The 17441-nt window shown below is 66.8% G+C and carries 15 protein-coding genes; 8 read left to right on the top strand and 7 right to left on the bottom strand.

Annotated features, from left to right (window positions below; all coding sequences use genetic code 11):
• The 5 genes from DACI_RS23870 to DACI_RS23890 form a co-directional block, all read right to left on the bottom strand.
• Positions 1-1491: a DNA recombination protein RmuC gene (locus tag DACI_RS23870; protein ID WP_034398730.1), complete on the bottom strand. Its 1491-nt coding sequence runs from the start codon at positions 1489-1491 to the stop codon at positions 1-3.
• A gap of 110 nt (positions 1492-1601) precedes the next feature.
• Positions 1602-2609: a 2-hydroxyacid dehydrogenase gene (locus DACI_RS23875; protein ID WP_012206537.1), complete on the bottom strand. Its 1008-nt coding sequence runs from the start codon at positions 2607-2609 to the stop codon at positions 1602-1604.
• Positions 2610-2646: 37 nt separating this feature from the next.
• A complete protein-coding gene (locus DACI_RS23880; protein WP_012206538.1) occupies positions 2647-4074 on the bottom strand; it encodes a sodium:proton antiporter in 1428 nt (475 codons plus the stop codon).
• 61 nt (positions 4075-4135) lie between these two features.
• The gene (gene pncB, locus DACI_RS23885) at positions 4136-5356 is read right to left on the bottom strand and encodes a nicotinate phosphoribosyltransferase (protein WP_012206539.1); all 1221 of its coding nucleotides are present in this window, start codon (positions 5354-5356) and stop codon (positions 4136-4138) included.
• A gap of 115 nt (positions 5357-5471) precedes the next feature.
• Positions 5472-5933, bottom strand: a complete 462-nt coding sequence (locus DACI_RS23890; RefSeq protein WP_012206540.1) for an acyl-CoA thioesterase — start codon at positions 5931-5933, stop codon at positions 5472-5474.
• Between the two features lie 324 nt (positions 5934-6257).
• Here DACI_RS23890 and DACI_RS23895 point away from each other — a divergent pair, with 324 nt between their 5' ends.
• From DACI_RS23895 to DACI_RS23905, 3 genes are all read left to right on the top strand, one after another.
• Positions 6258-6806, top strand: a complete 549-nt coding sequence (locus tag DACI_RS23895) for a phasin family protein (protein ID WP_012206541.1) — start codon at positions 6258-6260, stop codon at positions 6804-6806.
• Positions 6807-7107: 301 nt separating this feature from the next.
• Complete coding sequence (locus DACI_RS23900; RefSeq protein ID WP_012206542.1) at positions 7108-8154, top strand: Fe(3+) ABC transporter substrate-binding protein; 1047 nt, start codon at positions 7108-7110, stop codon at positions 8152-8154.
• A 131-nt stretch (positions 8155-8285) separates the two neighbouring features.
• Positions 8286-9044 carry a 3-hydroxyacyl-CoA dehydrogenase gene (locus DACI_RS23905; RefSeq protein ID WP_012206543.1) on the top strand — a complete coding sequence of 253 codons (759 nt, stop codon included), beginning with the start codon at positions 8286-8288 and terminating at the stop codon, positions 9042-9044.
• A 153-nt stretch (positions 9045-9197) separates the two neighbouring features.
• Here DACI_RS23905 and DACI_RS23910 read toward each other — a convergent pair whose 3' ends face one another.
• Positions 9198-10052, bottom strand: a complete 855-nt coding sequence (locus tag DACI_RS23910) for a hypothetical protein (RefSeq protein WP_012206544.1) — start codon at positions 10050-10052, stop codon at positions 9198-9200.
• A gap of 21 nt (positions 10053-10073) precedes the next feature.
• Positions 10074-11789, bottom strand: a complete 1716-nt coding sequence (locus DACI_RS23915; RefSeq protein ID WP_012206545.1) for a cyclic peptide export ABC transporter — start codon at positions 11787-11789, stop codon at positions 10074-10076.
• A 245-nt stretch (positions 11790-12034) separates the two neighbouring features.
• On the opposite strand from DACI_RS23915, the gene DACI_RS23920 reads away from it, so the two are divergent.
• From DACI_RS23920 to DACI_RS23940, 5 genes are all read left to right on the top strand, one after another.
• The gene (locus tag DACI_RS23920; protein ID WP_012206546.1) at positions 12035-13000 is read left to right on the top strand and encodes an alpha/beta hydrolase; all 966 of its coding nucleotides are present in this window, start codon (positions 12035-12037) and stop codon (positions 12998-13000) included.
• Positions 13001-13149: 149 nt separating this feature from the next.
• Positions 13150-14262, top strand: a complete 1113-nt coding sequence (locus tag DACI_RS23925; protein WP_043782431.1) for a GNAT family N-acetyltransferase — start codon at positions 13150-13152, stop codon at positions 14260-14262.
• Positions 14263-14273: 11 nt separating this feature from the next.
• Positions 14274-15572, top strand: a complete 1299-nt coding sequence (locus DACI_RS23930; protein WP_012206548.1) for a lysine N(6)-hydroxylase/L-ornithine N(5)-oxygenase family protein — start codon at positions 14274-14276, stop codon at positions 15570-15572.
• Between the two features lie 212 nt (positions 15573-15784).
• Positions 15785-16384, top strand: coding sequence for an RNA polymerase sigma factor (locus DACI_RS23935; RefSeq protein ID WP_012206549.1), 600 nt, complete (start codon positions 15785-15787; stop codon positions 16382-16384).
• A 12-nt stretch (positions 16385-16396) separates the two neighbouring features.
• Positions 16397-17431 carry a FecR family protein gene (locus DACI_RS23940; RefSeq protein WP_012206550.1) on the top strand — a complete coding sequence of 345 codons (1035 nt, stop codon included), beginning with the start codon at positions 16397-16399 and terminating at the stop codon, positions 17429-17431.
• Positions 17432-17441 lie beyond the last annotated feature (10 nt).

Here is a 17441-nt window from a genome sequence, read left to right on the forward strand (position 1 = left end):
TCAGTCCTGCTCCGACCCTGGCTCCATGCCTGCCGCCGTGTCCTTGTCGTCCGGCAGACCGGGCAGCCCTGCGCTCGAGGCCGGCGCGGGCAACTCCTGCACATCGCGCAATTGCCGCTGGATGGCGCGCGTGCGCACGCCCACCTGCTCGAAGCGCTTGGCGGCGGCATCGATGGATTTGCGCGTGGCATCCACCACTTCGCCGAACTTGGCGAACTCGGTCTTGACCTGGCCCAGCACGGCCCAGACCTCGGACGATCGCTTTTCGATGGCCAGCGTCTTGAAGCCCATCTGCAGGCTGCTGAGCATGGCCGCCAGGTTGGCCGGGCCGGTGACCATCACGCGGCAGCCGTTTTGCACGGCCTCGACCAGGCCGGGGCGGCGCATGACCTCGGCAAACAGGCCTTCCGTGGGCAGGTAGAGCACGGCAAAGTCCGTGGTGTGGGGCGGGCTCACATACTTGCCATGGATCTTGCGGGCCTCGAACTTGATCGATGCCTCGAAGGCATTGCCGGCCGAGGCAATTGCGGCCTTGTCCGCCGCATCCTGGGCATCCAGCAGGCGCTGGTACTGCTCGACCGGGTACTTGGCATCGATGGGCAGCCAGACCGGCGTCTCGTCGCTGCGCCCGGGCAGGCGGATGGCGAACTCCACCATGTCGTCGCTGCCGGGCACGGTCTTGACGTTGCGCGCGTACTGCTCGGGCGTGAGCACGTTCTCGATGATGGCGCCCAGCTGCAGCTCGCCCCAGGTGCCGCGCGTCTTCACATTGGTCATCACGCGCTTGAGGTCGCCCACGCTGCCGGCCAGTGTCTGCATCTCCCCCAGGCCCTTGTGCACCTGCTCCAGCCGGTCGCTGACCAGCTTGAACGATTCGCCCAGGCGCTGCTCCAGCGTGGCATGCAGCTTCTCGTCCACCGTGCGCCGCATCTCCTCCAGCCGCGCCGCGTTGTCCGACTGGATGGTGGCCAGGCGCTCGTTGAGCGTGCCGCGCAGCTGTTCGGCATGGACCTGGCTGGATTGCGCCAGCCCGCCCAGCTGCTGCTGGATGTCGTTCTTGAGGGAGTCCAGCGTGCTGCGCGTGGTCTGCGCCAGCGCCTCGAAGCGCTCCTGCACATGGGCGTTGAAGCGCTGCGTGCTTTCGCCCTGGGCCTCGCGGGCCTGGGCGCTGTCGGCGGCCAGGCGCACCGTGAGCCGGCCCAGTTCCATGCGAAAGGCCGCCAGCGCCTCGCCCTGCTCGCGCCGCGCCGCCTGGGCATCGAGCTGGGCCTGGGCCAGATGGGCCTGCAGTTGCTGCGACACGCGGTCCAGCCCGCCGTCGCTCTTGGCCACGGCCATCTGCGTGGCCTGGGCGCCGCGCTCGAGCTGCTGCAGCCGCACATCCAGCATCTGCAGCGCCTGCAGCAACTGCTGCGGCGCCACCCCGTCATCGCGCTGCGCCGAGCGCCTGCACAGCAGCCAGATCACGGCTGCCTGCCCCAACAGCAGCACGGCCCATGCCGCCCACCACACTCCGGATATCTGGGTCAAGATCTTGCTTCAGCTCCATGCAGCGGGAAGCGGCCAGGGCCTGCCTTCCCGCGATTGTCGGGATACGGCACTCAGGCCTTGGCGCGCGCGCCTGCAGCCGCCGCCTCGGGCTGGTTGACGGGCGTGCGCGGGCCCTTGCCACTCAGAAAGTCGATCAGGTTGTCGGCTGCCAGCTCGGCCATGGCGCTGCGCGTGCCCATGGTGGCGCTGGCGATGTGCGGGGTCAGCACGACATTGGGCACGGTCAGCAGGTCGGGATGGACCGAGGGCTCGCCCTCGAACACGTCCAGGCCGGCGGCGGCAATGGTCCTGTCGCGCAGCGCCCTGGCCAGCGCCGCGTCATCGACGATGCCGCCGCGCGCGATGTTGATCAGCGTGGCAGTGGGCTTCATCCTGGCGATCTCGGCCGCGCCTATGGTGTGGTGGTTTTCCTTGGTGTAGGGCAGCACCAGCACCACATGGTCGGCCATGGCCAGCAGTTCGTCCTTGCCCACGTAGCCGGCCTTGCATTCGGCTTCCAGCTCGGGCGACAGTCGCGAGCGGTTGTGATAGACCACCTTCATGCCGAAGCCATGCGCCCCGCGCTTGGCAATGCCCTGGCCGATGCGGCCCATGCCGATGATGCCCAGCGTGCTGCCGTGCACTTCCGAGCCGGCGAACAGGTCGTAGCGCCAGGAGTTCCACTTTCCTGCGCGCAGGTAGTGCTCGCTCTCGGTCACGCGGCGGGCCGTGGCCATGAGCAGGGCGAAGCCGAAGTCGGCCGTGGTCTCGGTCAGCACGTCGGGCGCGTTCGTGCCCTGCACGCCTGCAGCCGTCATCGCAGGCACGTCGAAGTTGTTGTAGCCCACGGCCATGTTGGCCACGACCTTCAGCCGCGGGCAGGCCGCCAGCAGTGCCGCATCGATGGTCTGCGAGCCTGTGGTCAGCACGCCGTCCTTGTCCTGCAGATGCGCGGCCAGCTCCTGCGGACTCCAGACCACGTCGTCCTGGTTGGACTCGACCTCGAAGTGCTGCTCCAGCTTGCGCACCACCTCGGGCGGGATGGCGCGGGCGATCAGGATGCGGGGTTTGCTTGCCATGTCTGTCTCTTTCCTTGTCTTGGCGGGAGGCGGTTCTTCAGCGGAACCAGATGAAGCTCATCAATACGAACAGCGGCACCAGAATGCCCAGCGACCAGGCCATGTAGCCGAAGAAGCTGGGCATCTTCACGCCGCGCTCCTCGGCAATGGCCTTGACCATCAGATTGGGCGCGTTGCCGATATAGGTGTTGGCACCCATGAACACCGCGCCCGCGGAGATGGCCGCCAGCGTGGAGGCCATCGTGGTCATCAGCTGCGCGGCGTCGCCCCCTGCGGTGTTGAAGAACACCAGGTAGGTCGGCGCGTTGTCGAGGAAGGAGGACAGCAGGCCGGTGGCCCAGAAGTACATCAGCGGATCGGGCGTGCCGTCGGCGCGCGTGACGGCGCCCACGATGGCGCCGAACGGCCCGCCCGTGCCCGCCTTGAGCATGGCGATCACGGGGATGATGGTCAGGAAGATGCCCGCGAACAGCTTGGCCACTTCCTGCATGGGCCCCCAGCCGAATTCGTTGGCCTGGTGCACGCTGCGCGGCGTGAGCCGCAGGGACAGCAGCGCCACCACGATCAGGCCCGCATCGCGCACCAGCCCCGGCAGGCCCACATGCGTGCCGGCCAGCACCAGCCCTGCATCGGTGCGCCACAGGCCGCTCATCAGCACCAGGGCCACCACGGCCAGCAGCAGCGCGAAGTTCACGCTGCCATCGAAGCCCAGGCGGCTGGCGCGGCCCGAGGCGTCGATGCTGGGCGTGGGATCGGGCAGGTCCGCCTCGCCGGCCTTGCGCAGCAGCCAGGTGTCGATCGCGTAGAACAGCGCCAGCAGCACGCCGACCAGGAACAGGGTCTCGGTGAAGATGTGGCGCACCGTCCAGAAGAAGTCCACGCCCTTGAGAAAGCCCAGGAACAGCGGCGGGTCGCCCAGCGGCGTCAGCGAGCCCCCGGCATTGGAGACGATGAAGATGAAGAACACCACCACATGCACCTGGTGCCTGCGGTTGTCGTTGGCGCGCAGCAGCGGCCGGATCAGCAGCATCGATGCGCCCGTGGTTCCCATGAAGCTGGCCAGCACGGCGCCGATGGCCAGGATGGCCGTGTTCAGCCCCGGCGAGCCCTTGAGATTGCCGCGCACATAGATGCCGCCCGACACCGTGTACAGCGCCGTCAGCAGGATCACGAAGGGCAGGTACTCGGCCAGCAGCGCATGCACCAGGTTGACCAGGGCCGCACCCGCACCGAACACCGCTGCAAAGGGCAGCAGGAAGGCCAGCGCCCAGGCCGCCGTCAACTTTCCGAAATGCCGGTGCCAGAAATGGGGCGCCACCAGCGGCACCAGGGCAATCGACAGCAGCATGCCCGCAAAGGGCACGCCCCAGAGCACCGACAGCTGGCCGCCATCGATCTCGGCCGCCAGGGCCCAGGAGGGCACGCAGGCGACAAGCAGCACCAACAATCCACGCAAGGCCTTCATGGTCCCGTCTCCTCTTTGTTCTGTATTCACTGTCCCCTCCTGGCAGCGGGCCGCGCAGCGATCAAGTCTGTGCCGCGGGCGCCGCGATCTCGAACACCTGGCGCAGATAGGCCAGGTATTTCTCGTCGTCGCACATGCTCTTGCCCGGCGTGTCCGAGAGCTTGGCCACGGGCTGGCCGTTGCAGCGCGTCATCTTGATGACGATCTGCAGCGGCACATGGTCGGGCGCGTCGCCCAGGTCATTGGTCAGGTTGGTGCCGATGCCAAAGGCCAGCTGGCAGCGCCCGTGGAAGCGCTGGAACAGCTCGATGGTGCGCGGCACCGTCAGGCCGTCGCTGAAGATCAGCGTCTTGGTCAGCGGGTCGATGCGGTTGGCGCGGTAGTGGGCCAGCAGCCGCTCGCCCCACTCGAACGGGTCCCCGCTGTCATGGCGCGCGCCATCGAAGAGCTTGCAGAAGTACAGGTCGAAATCGCGCAGGAAGGCCGACATGCCGTAGACGTCCGACAGCGCAATGCCCAGGTCGCCCCGGTACTCGCGCGCCCAGGACTCGAAGCCGAAGATCTGGCTGTCGCGCAGGCGCGGGCCCAGCGACTGGCAGGCCTGCAGGTATTCATGGGCCAGCGTGCCCAGGGGCCGCACGCCCAGCTTCATGGCATACAGCACGTTGCTGGTGCCCGCGAACTGCCCCTCGGACTCCGCGGATGCGCCGGGCCGGCCCAGGCGTGCGCACAGCACGCGCAGCACCTCTTCATGCCAGGCCCGCGAAAAGCGGCGGCGCGTGCCGTAGTCGGCAATCTTGAGCTGCTCCAGGCCCGGCTGCTGCAGCAGCGCGATCTTGGCATCCAGCCGGCGCCGGCCCTCGGGAAAATCGGGCACCGGCTGGGTGTTGCGGAAGTACACCTCGTTGACGATGGCCAGCACGGGAATCTCGAACAAGATGGTGTGCAGCCAGGGCCCGCGGATGGTGATGTCGATCTCGCCATTGGGCAGCGCCTGCACCGTGACGCACTTCTCGTTGAGGTGGAACAGGCTCAGGAAATCGACGAAATCGCTCTTGATGAAGCGCAGCGAGCTCAGGTAGGCCAGCTCCGCATCCTGGAACCGCAGGCTGCACAGCGAGCGGATCTCGGCCCGGATCTCGTTCACATAGGGCGCAAGCTGCACGCCGGGATTGCGGCACTTGAAACGGTACTCGACCTGTGCCCCGGGAAACTGATGCAGCACCACCTGCATCATCGTGAATTTGTACAGGTCGGTATCGAGCAGGCTGGTGATGATCATGGACAGAGCCGGGCGGTAAGCGCCCAAGCGGTCAGATGGCAGACAGCTTTCGAGTGTAGGCCATCCACACGCCGCCGCGCTGCGAGCGGGCGCCTTGCATGCGCCCCCAACGCCATCAACCGCGCAGCAGCGGCTCCAGCACCCGGCGCAGCGCCTGCGGAATCTGGGCAGGCCGGCGCGTCTGCCGGTCCACGTAGACATGGACGAAATGCCCGGCTGCGGCCGACAGCGGCTCACCCTGCGCAAACAGCCCCACCTCGTAGCGCACGCTGGAGCCGCCGATGCGGGCCACGCGGATGCCGGCATCCACCTCCTGCGGAAAGGCCAGCGGGGCGAAGTAATTGCATTGGGTCTCTATGACCAGTCCTATCGTCTCGCCCGCATGAATGTCCAGCGCGCCCTGCTCTATCAGATGGGCATTCACCGCCGTATCGAACCAGCTGTAATAGACGACGTTGTTGACGTGCCCGTAGACATCGTTGTCCGACCAGCGCGTGCTGATGCGTCGGAATGCCGCATAGGCCGAACGGGGCTGCGGCGCGGGGCGGCTCGGGGGCGATTCATTCATGGCGGCCATTGTGCCGCCGGCCGAATGCGCCCTGTCCCCGGACACTGTCGCCATCACGACGCGCACTGCTGCCGATCACTCGCCAATCGAGTAAGCATGCAAACCGAAAAATGTCGTCAAACCGACATAAAACCAATTCAAAATCAAAGACTTACAAAAAACCCACAGCTTTCCGGATTTTTTTGCTGCACCGCAGCATCAGGTACTTGATTCCTTTTTTGCAATCCCTACAATAAGACCCATGCTGCACTGCAACATGACACTCAGTCAGGTCAGCGCAGGCAATTCCCCGTAACCCGAGACCCCCTGTGGTCCGTTTTTCTGGAGACTGACATGAGCTTGACCCCTGACCAAATCCTGAGCGCACAAAAGGCCAACCTGGAAACCCTGTTCGGCCTGACGAGCAAGGCCTTCGAAGGCGTTGAAAAGCTGGTGGAACTGAATGTGACCGCCTCGCGCGCCGCACTGACCGAAGCTGCCCAGCACACCCAGGCTGTCCTGAGCGTCAAGGACGCACAGGAACTCCTGTCGCTGCAGGCCAACCTGTTCCAGCCCCTGGCTGAAAAGACCGCTGCCTACAGCCGTCACCTGTACGACATCGCCAGCGGCACCGGCGCCGAACTGGCCAAGACCTTCGAAAGCCAGGCATCCGACCTGCAAAAGAACTTCAGCGCCCTGGTGGACACCACGGCCAAGAACGCACCCGCCGGTTCCGAAACCGCCGTTGCCGTGATGAAGAGCGCCGTGTCGGCTGCCAACAATGCCTTCGAGTCGGTGCAAAAGGCCGTCAAGCAGGCTTCGGACCTGGCGGAAGCCAACTTCACGGCCGTGACCAACACCGCCAGCGAAGCCGTCCAGTCGGCCCAGACCCGCAAGCGTTGATCACGCTGTCTTACAACAGGGCTGTGTGCAAGAATCAGTGATTACCCGCATAATTGCACGCATCCCGGGTCGAAAGACCTGACCAGTTGTCTCCTTGGATCCTCTTGAAACCCCCGTTTCTGGATCCTTTCAAACCCAGTCTTTGGACTGGGTTTTTTTTCGTGCGCTTTTTCGCGCGCCAGGGCTCACGGCCCACCAGGGACCACCGCGCACAAGCCCTTAGACGGGCCCCACCCTTTATTAAGAACAATTCGCGTTTGACCTATCATCGCGCTTTGCCAACAAAGAGAGGCCTGTCTTCATGTCGAAATCCCTGAAAGCCCTGTTTGCCGCTTGCGCCCTGGTGGCTGCCGGCACAGCCATTGCCGACTCCCAGGTCGTCAACCTCTACTCCGCGCGCCACTACTCCACGGACGAGGAGCTGTACAACGGCTTCACCAAGGCCACCGGCATCAAGATCAACCGCGTGGACGGCGACGACGCCGGCATCATTGCGCGCCTGAAGGCCGAGGGCCAGGCCTCGCCGGCCGACGTGATCCTGCTGGTCGATGCCGCACGCCTGTACCGCGGCGAGGTCGATGGCCTGTTCCAGCCCATCCACTCCAAGCTGCTGGAAGACGCCATCCCCTCCAACCTGCGCGCCCAGCCCACGGCCGATGGCATCAGCTGGTTCGGCCTGTCCACACGCGCCCGCGTCATCGTCTACAACAAGGCCAAGGTCCAGCCTGCCGACGTGCAGAACTACGAATCGCTGGCCGACCCCAAGTTCAAGGGCCAGCTGTGCATCCGCTCGGGCTCGCATCCCTACAACCTGAGCCTGTTCGGCACCGTGGTCGAGCACATGGGCGACCAGAAGGCCGAAGGCTGGATCCAGGGCATGAAGGCCAACCTGGCCCGCCCGCCCAAGGGTGGCGACACCGACCAGATCAAGGCCGTGGCCTCGGGCGAATGCACCATCGGCGTGACCAACAGCTACTACCTGGCGCGCATGATGCGCTCGGGCAAGCCTGAGGACCAGGCCGTGGTCGGCAAGATCGGCGTGGTCTTCCCCAACCAGTCCAGCTGGGGCACGCACCTGAACATCGCAGGCGGCGCCGTGGCACGCCACGCCAAGAACAAGGACAACGCCGTCAAGTTCCTGGAGTACCTGGCCAGCCCCGCAGCCCAGAACTACTTTGCCAACGGCAACAACGAGTGGCCCGCAGCCAAGGGCGTGGAACTGGACAACCCCGCACTCAAGGAAATGACCGGCGGCAAGCCCTTCAAGAGCGAGACCATCCCGATCACGGCCGTGGGCAAGAACATGACCAAGGTCCAGCAAATGCTGGACCGTGCCGGGTTCCAGTAACCCCCATCGCGCCCATCACCAGCCCGGCACTGCCGGGCTTTTTCTTGGGCGCGGCATGGCTGCGGCCGGGGCTGCATGCATAATTTGAGAGTTACGTTTACGTCAACGTCAGATAACCAAGGAGACATTCCATGCAGATCAAGGACCGGGTATTCATCGTCACGGGCGGCGCCTCCGGGCTGGGCGAAGGCACGGCGCGCATGCTGGCTGCCGAGGGCGGCAAGGTGGTGATTGCCGACATGCAGGCGGACAAGGGCGAGGCGGTGGCGCGCGAGATCGGTGGCGTCTTCGTCAAATGTGACGTGAGCCAGGAAGCCGATGGCCAGGCCGTGGTGGACAAGGCCGTGAGCCTGGGCAAGCTGGCAGGCCTGGTCAACTGCGCAGGCATTGCGCCCGCCGAGAAGACCGTGGGCAAGAACGGCGCGCACAACCTGGGTCTGTTCTCCAAGACCATCACCGTCAACCTGATCGGCAGCTTCAACATGATCCGCCTGGCCGCCACCGCCATGTCGGCCAACGAGCCCGAGAGCACGGGCGAGCGCGGCGTGCTGATCTCCACGGCCAGCGTGGCGGCCTACGACGGCCAGATCGGCCAGGCGGCCTATGCGGCGTCCAAGGGCGGCGTGGTCGGCATGACGCTGCCCATTGCGCGGGATCTGGCGCGCAACGGCATCCGCAACATGACGATTGCTCCCGGCATCTTCGGCACGCCCATGCTGTTCGGCATGCCGCAGGAAGTGCAGGACGCGCTGGCCGCCGGCGTGCCCTTCCCCAGCCGCCTGGGCACGCCCCAGGACTATGCCAAGCTGGTGCGCCACATCCTGGACAACGACATGCTCAATGGCGAGGTGATCCGGCTGGATGGGGCCATTCGTCTGGCGCCGAAGTAAGCACCCCCTGAGCGGCTGCGCCGCTTCCCCCTCTCTTTCTCGCTTCGCGAGGGAGGGGGACGACACCCTAGCGGCGGGGCGGCGCGGCCGGCATAGGCCCTTGCTCGGTGTCCCTCGCTTTGGGCCGTGCCGGTTTTTGAGATACGCGCGTTGTCACACCGTGGTGTCTGCAGGCGTGTCTGCAGGCGCTCTGGCCATCATCTCCAGCCCCTTGCGCAATGCAGGGAACAGGCTGTGCTGGAAGTTGTTCCAGCGCAGCTCAAGAATCGTGTCTTGGGGATCGATATCGGTGCCCAGCACGTCGGCGATGACTTCGCCGGAGTCGATGCCGTTGTCCACGTAGTGAAAGGATGCGCCGGTCTTGAACAGGGGCGGGACCGGGCGCTGTTCCATGGTCTTCCAGTCCACGATCTTGTAGCCCTGCGCGCCATGCAGCGCGTCCAGCGTGGCGCAGGCGCCCCGGCGTTCATAGGGTGACTCCAGCCGCGTGATGCCGGGGTGGATGTTGGCGATCCTGCGGTGGAACAGGGCCCCGGGCCGCACGAGCCGGTCCAGTATGACGAGCAGGCCGTCCAGCACCACCCGCTCGGCACCCAGCTGCACCAGCCTGTCCTGCAGTTGCGCCTCGAACATCTGTTTGCCCGCGGCGCGCTGCGGATCGTTCAGCGGCAGGCGCCGGTAGGAGGATGGCACGGCCATGAGCAGGTCATTGACGCTGCGCCCCTGGATGCGCAGGTCCGGCGGATAGAACCAGCGCCCACCCGGCTGGTAGCTGAAGCCGTAGTCGCCGATCTTTTCCCGGTCGCGCGGCGAGGCCTCGTCGTCGTCGTGGATCACAGCCTCCAGGCTGTAGATATCGCCCAGCGGGCTGGTGTCCAGCAACTCGCCCAGGTATTCGAGCGGCGACTTCATGTAGCGCGTTGCGCCCTTGTAGGCGATGTGCTGGCCGGCCTGGTCGGCAGCGGCGTTTCTCAGGGACCAGATGTAGACGAGTTTTGTCTTTGCCATGTTCGTGGATTCAGCAGGAATTCAGATGTCGGCCAGCGCGCCTTGACTGGCGGGACTGGCCGATGCAGCCACCACCGGCTGCGCCCCGTCTTGCGGCAGGACCATGCGGCCGGCCTCCATGCGCACGATGCGGTCGGCCAGGTGGAAGTAGCGATCGTCATGGGAGATGACCACCAGCAGGTGGCCCCTGGCGCGCAGTTCGGGCAGCAGCTCGGTGTAGAACAGGTGGCGGAAGCTCGGATCCTGGTCGGCCGCCCATTCGTCGAAGACCAGCACGGGCCGGCCCTCCAGATAGGCGTGGACCAGGGCCAGGCGCTTGCGCTGGCCGGTGGACAGGTCGATGGTGCTGAAGCTGCCGTTGCGCACGCTGACCTTGTGGGCGATCTCCAGCCGCTGCAGGTAGGGCAGCGCGGCCTCGGGCAGCGCGGCGGCCTGGCCCTCTTCGCCGCCGGCCACCAGGTCCTCGAACAGGTAGAAGTCCGAGAACACCGTGGTGAACAGCTGGCGGTAGTCGTCGCGCGCCAGGGCCGTGACCGGCTGGCCGTCGTGCAGGATCTCGCCCTGCTGGGGCGCATACAGGCCCAGCAGCAGCTTGATCAGCGTGGTCTTGCCCGAGCCGTTGTCGCCCACCACAAAGACCAGTTCGCCCTTGCCCAGCTTCAGGTCGATGGGGCCGATCTCGAAGGCCTTGCCGCCTTCGGGCGCATCGAAGGCATAGCGCACGCCCCGCAGCTCCAGGCCGTGGTCCAGGCGGACCTCGCCGGGTGGACTGTCCAGGTGCAGGTGCGGCTCGGGGCTGGCAAAGCGCGCCGACAGGTCGGCAATGCGCTGCAGCGCCACCTTGGCACGGCCCAGATTGGGCAGCGCGCCCGCGATCTGGTCCATGGGGCCCTTGAGGAACAGCAGCACCAGCACGAAGCCGCTGAGCACCACGGGCTCGGTGGTGCGCAGCGCGGCCCAGCCCAGGATGAGGGCAATCAACAGAAAGAACAGCGCCGAACCGAAGGCCGTGGCCAGCACATAGGTGTTGATGGCGCGGCTGTTGATGCTGCGGATGGCATCCACGGTGGAGCCAATCTGCCCGTCGAAGATGCGGCCCCGGCGCGCGCGGTGCATGCGCAGCTCCTTGGCGCCTTCGCTGATGGCGCGGTAGGCCTTGTGCAGCACTTCCTCGTGATCGCGCGCCTTCCAGAACCCCGCCACGCCGCGTGACTGCGCCAGCGCCTGCAGGCTCACGCCCAGCACCAGCGCCACCACCAGCATGGCAAACAGCGGCGGCGACAGCAGGGCCAGATAGGCCAGGCAGCCCAGCGCAATGGCCAGGGCGATCACGTTGGAGGCCAGCACGAAGGCCACGTCGCTGATCATGTCCACGTCCTGCGTGAGCACGGGCATGAGGCGGTGCGTGCGGTAGCGCTCCAGCGCATCGATGGGCGCGGCCAGGATCTTGCCGGCCAGTTCCTTGCGCAGCTGCGCCACCAGGCGCTGCCCCACGAAATTGCCCGACATGTCGGACGTGGCCCGGCACACCAGCACGGTGGCACACAGGGCGATGAAGGTCAGCAGCAGCCCGCCCGCCAGCCCACCGGGACGGTTGAGCACCTGGTTGATGGTCGCCAGCAGCGCCACCGTGGCCCCACCCGCGCAAATGCCCGTGACCACGGACAGCGCCATCCACGGCAGGAAGGGCTTGAGCAGGCGCAGTACCTCGGAGGGCGGTCGGCTGGCGTTTTCCATAAGGGATTCCTCTGGCGCCCGTGGGCGCATGACCTTGCAATGCCGGCGCGGCCCGGCGTTTCCTGGAGCGCGACGCACGGCGAGCGCTCCCTACTCCCTGCAAGACGTGCGTGCGCCAAAAATGTTCACCGCCCAGGCGATGAACAAATTCCGCCGCCCTGCGTCATCACGAAGAAGGGGCAGCGCGGGCGCCATGCCCTGCACCGGCCCGCTTTGCCTTGTCTGCCGCACACCTGAAGGACGCCATGGCTCTCCACCCCGACCTGCAAGCATTTCTTGAACTCGCCAACGCCCAGGCATCCAGCCGCCCGCGCATGAGCCAGATGACGGCAGCGCAGGCGCGCGCCGCCTACGACAACGCCACGCTGGCGCTGGACCTGCCGGGCGACGATCTGCCCACCGAGGACCTGGATCTGCCCACGCGCGACGGCGCGCGTATCCGCGCCCGGCTCTACCGCGCAGCCCCTGGACACACAGCCGCGCCCTGCCTGCTGTTCCTTCACGGCGGCGGCTACGTGCTGGGCGGGCTCGAATCGCATGACAGCCTGTGCCGCAGCCTGGCGCTGGGCACGCCCTGCAATGTGCTGGCCATCGACTACCGGCTGGCGCCAGAGCACCGCTTTCCCACCGCCTTCCTCGACGCACAGGACGCCCTGGCCTGGCTGCTGGAGCACGGCGGCCGCCATGGCCTGGACGCGCAGCGCCTGGCCATTGGCGGCGATAGCGTCGGGGGCACGCTGGCCACGGCCCTGTGCATCGCCGCGCGCGACGCGGGCATGCCCCAGCCCTTGCTGCAGTTGCTGCTCTACCCCTGCACGGCAGCGCAGCAGGACAGCGACTCGCATGCGCGCCTGGCCACCGGCCATCTGCTGGAAGGTGACACCCTGGCCTGGATGTTCGGCCAATACCTGCGCAGCGATGCGGACCGGCAGGACTGGCGCTTTGCCCCCCTGCAGGCATCCGACCTGGGCCGGCTGGCACCCACGCTGATGGTGCTGGCCGAGTACGACCCGCTGATCGACGAAGGAAAGCGCTATGCCGAGCGGCTGCAGGCCGCCGGCGTGGCCGTGGACCTGCAGATCTACGCCGGCATGGTCCATGACTTTGCGCGGCTGGGCGCCCTCACCGAAGAGACCGAGGTGCTGCGCGGCCGGCTCTGCAAGGCACTGGCCCATGCCTTCCAGGCGGCCCGCAGCCCGGCCCTGGCATGAACGGCCCTGGCATGAACATTTGCCGCGCCTGCGCGTCATCCCGGTCATGAGGCTGCCTTGTGTCCCTTGTGTCCCTTGTGCCCCTTGTGCCCTTGCCCGAGCCCCCACCCGTGTCCCGCACGCGGGGCACTCCATCTGAAAGAGTCCACGTGCGTCCAGTCGAAGCCACCGCTACACCGTCACCAGACGCCTCCGGCGCCAGCTACCTTGCCCATGCAGGCGCCGAGACGACCACCGTCTTCGTCGATGGACAGCGGCTGCGCCTGGAACGTTCGGGGTCCGTGGATGCCGGCAGGCCCGGCAAGCACAGTCTCTGGAACCTGTCGCCCACGGCCGCGCCAGGCCTGATGCAGCTGCAATGGCTGGGCCCCTGCTCGGGCATGCCCGAAGCGGATGAACTGCTGGCCGCACTGCAGGCCGGCTTTGGCCTGCATCCCGATGCGCAAGCCATCGAGCTGTCCCTGCCCCGGCTGCCGCCCGGCCTGCGCGACAGCATTGCCACAGTGCAGCCGGGCCAGGCCCCGTGCGTGGCAAGAAGCGTGCTGTGGCAGCAGCCCCTGTGGCTGCCCCGCCCGCGCCCACCCTATGCGCTGCACTACACGATCAGCGAAGGCCGGCGCCACCCCGTGCGCCTGCACAAGCCGCGCGGCGAGGTCTACCGCCGCTTCATCCCCTGGCTGGGCCGCACGCTGAGCTTTCGCACCGTGGAGCCCGAGGCCGACCTGCCCCTCATCCACCGCTGGATGAACGACCCGGTCGTCGCGCATTTCTGGGAGGAAAGCGGCGACCTTGCCCACCACCGCGCCTACCTGCAGCGCATGGCCGGCGACCCGCATGCGCTCGGCCTCATCGGCTGCTTCGACGGCGAGCCCTTCGGCTACTTCGAGGCCTACTGGGCCAAGGAAGACCGCATCGCCCCCTTCTATGACGCGGGCGACCATGACCGGGGCTGGCATGCGCTGGTAGGTGAGGCACGGTTTCGCGGCCAGCCCTACCTGACGGCCTGGCTGCCCTCGCTGTCGCACTACCTCTTTCTGGACGACTGCCGCACGCAGCGCATCGTCGTGGAGCCGCGCGCCGACAACCGCAAGATGCGCAAAAGCCTGCCGCGCTGCGGCTATGCGCTGGTCAAGGAATTCGACTTCCCGCACAAGCGCGCCGTGCTGGGAGTCCTGCTCAGGGAACGCTTTTTCGCAGACGCCTTGTGGATACCGCAGACCGACGCAGCCGCGCCGGACGCACTGGACGCATCGACCCAATGAAAGGACCTTCCATGCAAACCCACCCGCTGATCGGCATCGGCTTCGGCCCCTCCAACATTGCCCTGGCCATCGCCCTCAAGGAGCGCGAAACCGCCGCGCGGGCCATGCACCCCGTCTTCATCGAAAAGCAGCCGCGCTTCGCCTGGCACCGGGACATGCTGCTGGAGCAGGCCCACATGCAGGTGTCCTTCCTCAAGGACCTGGCCACGCTGCGCAACCCCACCAGCCGCTTCACCTTCATCAACTACCTGCACGAGAAGGGCCGGCTGCAGGACTTCATCAACCTCAAGACCTTCTTTCCCAGCCGCCACGAATTCAACGACTACCTGGCCTGGGCCGCCTCCAAGTTCGAGGACCGCTGCGTCTACGGCCAGGAAGTCATCGAGGTGCTGCCTGAAAAACGCGACGGCAAGGTGGAGCTGCTGCGCGTGCGCTCGCGCGATGCGGCCGGCAACGTGCATGAGCGCCTGGGACAGAACCTGGTCATGAGCATCGGCGGCACGCCCAGCATTCCCGAGCAGTTCAAGCCCCTGCGCGGCGACGCGCGCGTCTTCCACTCCAGTGCCTACCTGCGCAGCATTGCCGAGCATGCCCGGCCGCTGCGCATCGCCGTGGTCGGTGCGGGCCAAAGCGCAGCGGAAATCTTCATGGACCTGCACGGCCGCTACGCCGCCGCCGAGATCGACCTGGTCATGCGCGCCCGCTCCATCCGCCCCTCGGACGACAGCCCCTTCGTCAACGAAATCTTCAACGCCGACTTCGTGGACCATGTCTACAGCCGCCCGCACGACGAGCGCGGCGCCCTGCTGCGCGAGTTCTGGCACACCAACTACGCCTGTCCCGACCTGGAGCTGATCGAGAGCATCTTCAAGGTGTTCTATGAACAGAAGGTCGTCGGCGACACGCGCCACCGCTTCCTGCGCCGCCACGAGGTGCAGGACGTGCGCGCCGCCAGCGACGGCATCCACCTGGGGCTGCGCGATCTCAACAGCGGCATCGACCATGCATCGCGCTACGACGTGGTGGTGCTGGCCACCGGCTATGCGCGCGAGCACCACAAGACCCTGCTGGACCCGCTGGCCCCCTACCTGGGCGACTTCTCCGTGAGCCGCGACTACCAGGTGCACACCACGCCGGACTTTCGCCCCGCCATCTTCCTGCAGGGCGCCTGCGAGGGCTCCCACGGCCTCAGCGACACCCTGCTGTCCGTCACTTCGGTGCGCACCGGCGAAATCGGTGAAGCCCTGCTGGCAGCGCAAGCCCAAAGACCCGATGTTGCGCGCACAGAACAGCTGGCGCTGCAGGACTGAAAGATCGCACAGGGCATGATGGCGCAGGGATCTCCCATGCCATAATTTGAATGCAAACCATTTGCATTTGAACTTGAATCACCTGCGCCGCTGAATCCCATACCCGCTGCTGCAACCCCGGCCCTGGCCGGGGTTGCAGCATCCGGTAGGCCCTTCTCTGTACGGACCCAGGGGTTCCAACCCATCGCCCTTGCGGAAAGGCAGGTATCCGGATGCGTGACCTGATCCAGGAACTCGTGGCTCACTATGGCGATCTGCGCCGCCAGCTCACGCGCGATCTCCGAGATCCGCACTATGCGGCCGACATCGCGCAATCGAGCTTCGAGCGGGTCTATGTGCACGCCCTGGGCCTGCGCAGCGGCAAGAAGGCCGAAACCCTGCCCGACGCCGGCATCGAATCCCCGCGCGCCCTGCTGTTTCGCGTGGCACGCAATCTGTGCATCGACGATGCGCGCAAGCGCAAGACCGCCCAGGAATGGACGCGCCAGCAAATGGTGGTGCAGCACAGTGCGCCCTCCAGCGAAACCCTGGCCGCCCAGCGCCAGATCCTGAACCGCGTCGTCCAGGCGCTGGAAGGCCTGCCGCCGCGCCGGCGCGAAGTCTTCATCCTCTTTCGCGCCCATGGCTACACGCGCGCGGAAATCGCCGACCAGCTCAACATCACCGAAATGGCCGTCGCCAAGCACATGGTGCGCGCCACGCTGGACTGCTCGCGCGTGCTGGCCCAGCTGCGCTCCGAACTGATCGAGGACCATGCGCTGGGCAGCGCCATGGATTTCGACAACAGTACACTGACCGACGACGCATCCTGACTCCCCCTTTCCATGGCAAGTGCACCTAGCGAGCGCATGGTCGAGCATGCGCTGACGCTGATCGTTCAAAGCGAAATCGCTCCCGACCCGGTGGCCGACCAGGCCCGCCTGACCCTGGGCGAATGGCGCGGGAAATCAGCCCGGCACGATGCCGCCGCACGCGAGGCGCACCTGCGCTGGAACCTGCTGGGCGGCATGTCCGGCGGCCTGCGCGAGCAGTTCCAGGAAACCGCCCTGCTGGCCGACCGGGCCTCGCGCTCCACCCAGGCCGTCCGGCGCCGCAAGCTGCTGCTGTCCTTCGCCGGGCTGCTGGGCACAGGCGCGCTGGCGGGCCGGGGCGCCTACTGGTACTGGCAGCAGCCCATACACACCTCGGCCTACGCCACGCGCAACTCGCAGATCCTCAAGATCACTCTGGCCGACGGCAAGCTGCCGCTGCAGGCCAGCCTGGTGGAACTGGCGCCCCAAAGCGCCATTGCCGTGACGCTCTACCGCCAGCGCCGCAGCGTGTCCATGGCCCGGGGCGAAGTGCGATTCGACGTGGCCCCCGATCCCGACCGGCCCTTCGAGGTCATCACGCGCGAGGCGCGCATCGAGGTCGTGGGCACGGTCTTCACCGTGCGCGACCGCGGCGGCCCCGTCACCGTGGGCGTGGAGCATGGCCATGTCAGGGTCCGGGTGCTGGGCAGGGATGCGCAGGATGCGACGGGCCCGGCGGCGGCAACGCTGGACCTGCTGCCCGGCCAGATCGTGGACATCCGCAACGGCCAGGCCGAGGCCGTGCGCCAGGCCGATGCCGCCACGCTGTCCGCCTGGCGCGAGGGCTGGCTGGTCTTCGAGAACACCCCGCTGGCCGAGGCCCTGGCCACCGTCAACGCCTACCGCACCCAGCCCATCAAAGCCGCCGATGCGCGCGTGGCCGCGCTGCGCCTGACCGGGCGCTTTCGCGCCAATGACTCGGCCGGCCTGCTGGCCGTGCTGCCGTCCATCCTTCCGCTGAGGGTGCGCCCGCAGGCCGGTGGCGGCGTGCAGCTGCAGGCGCTCTGAACGGCGCCTT

Source organism: Delftia acidovorans SPH-1 (genome assembly GCF_000018665.1).
Classification (GTDB): Bacteria; Pseudomonadota; Gammaproteobacteria; order Burkholderiales; family Burkholderiaceae_C; genus Comamonas; species Comamonas acidovorans.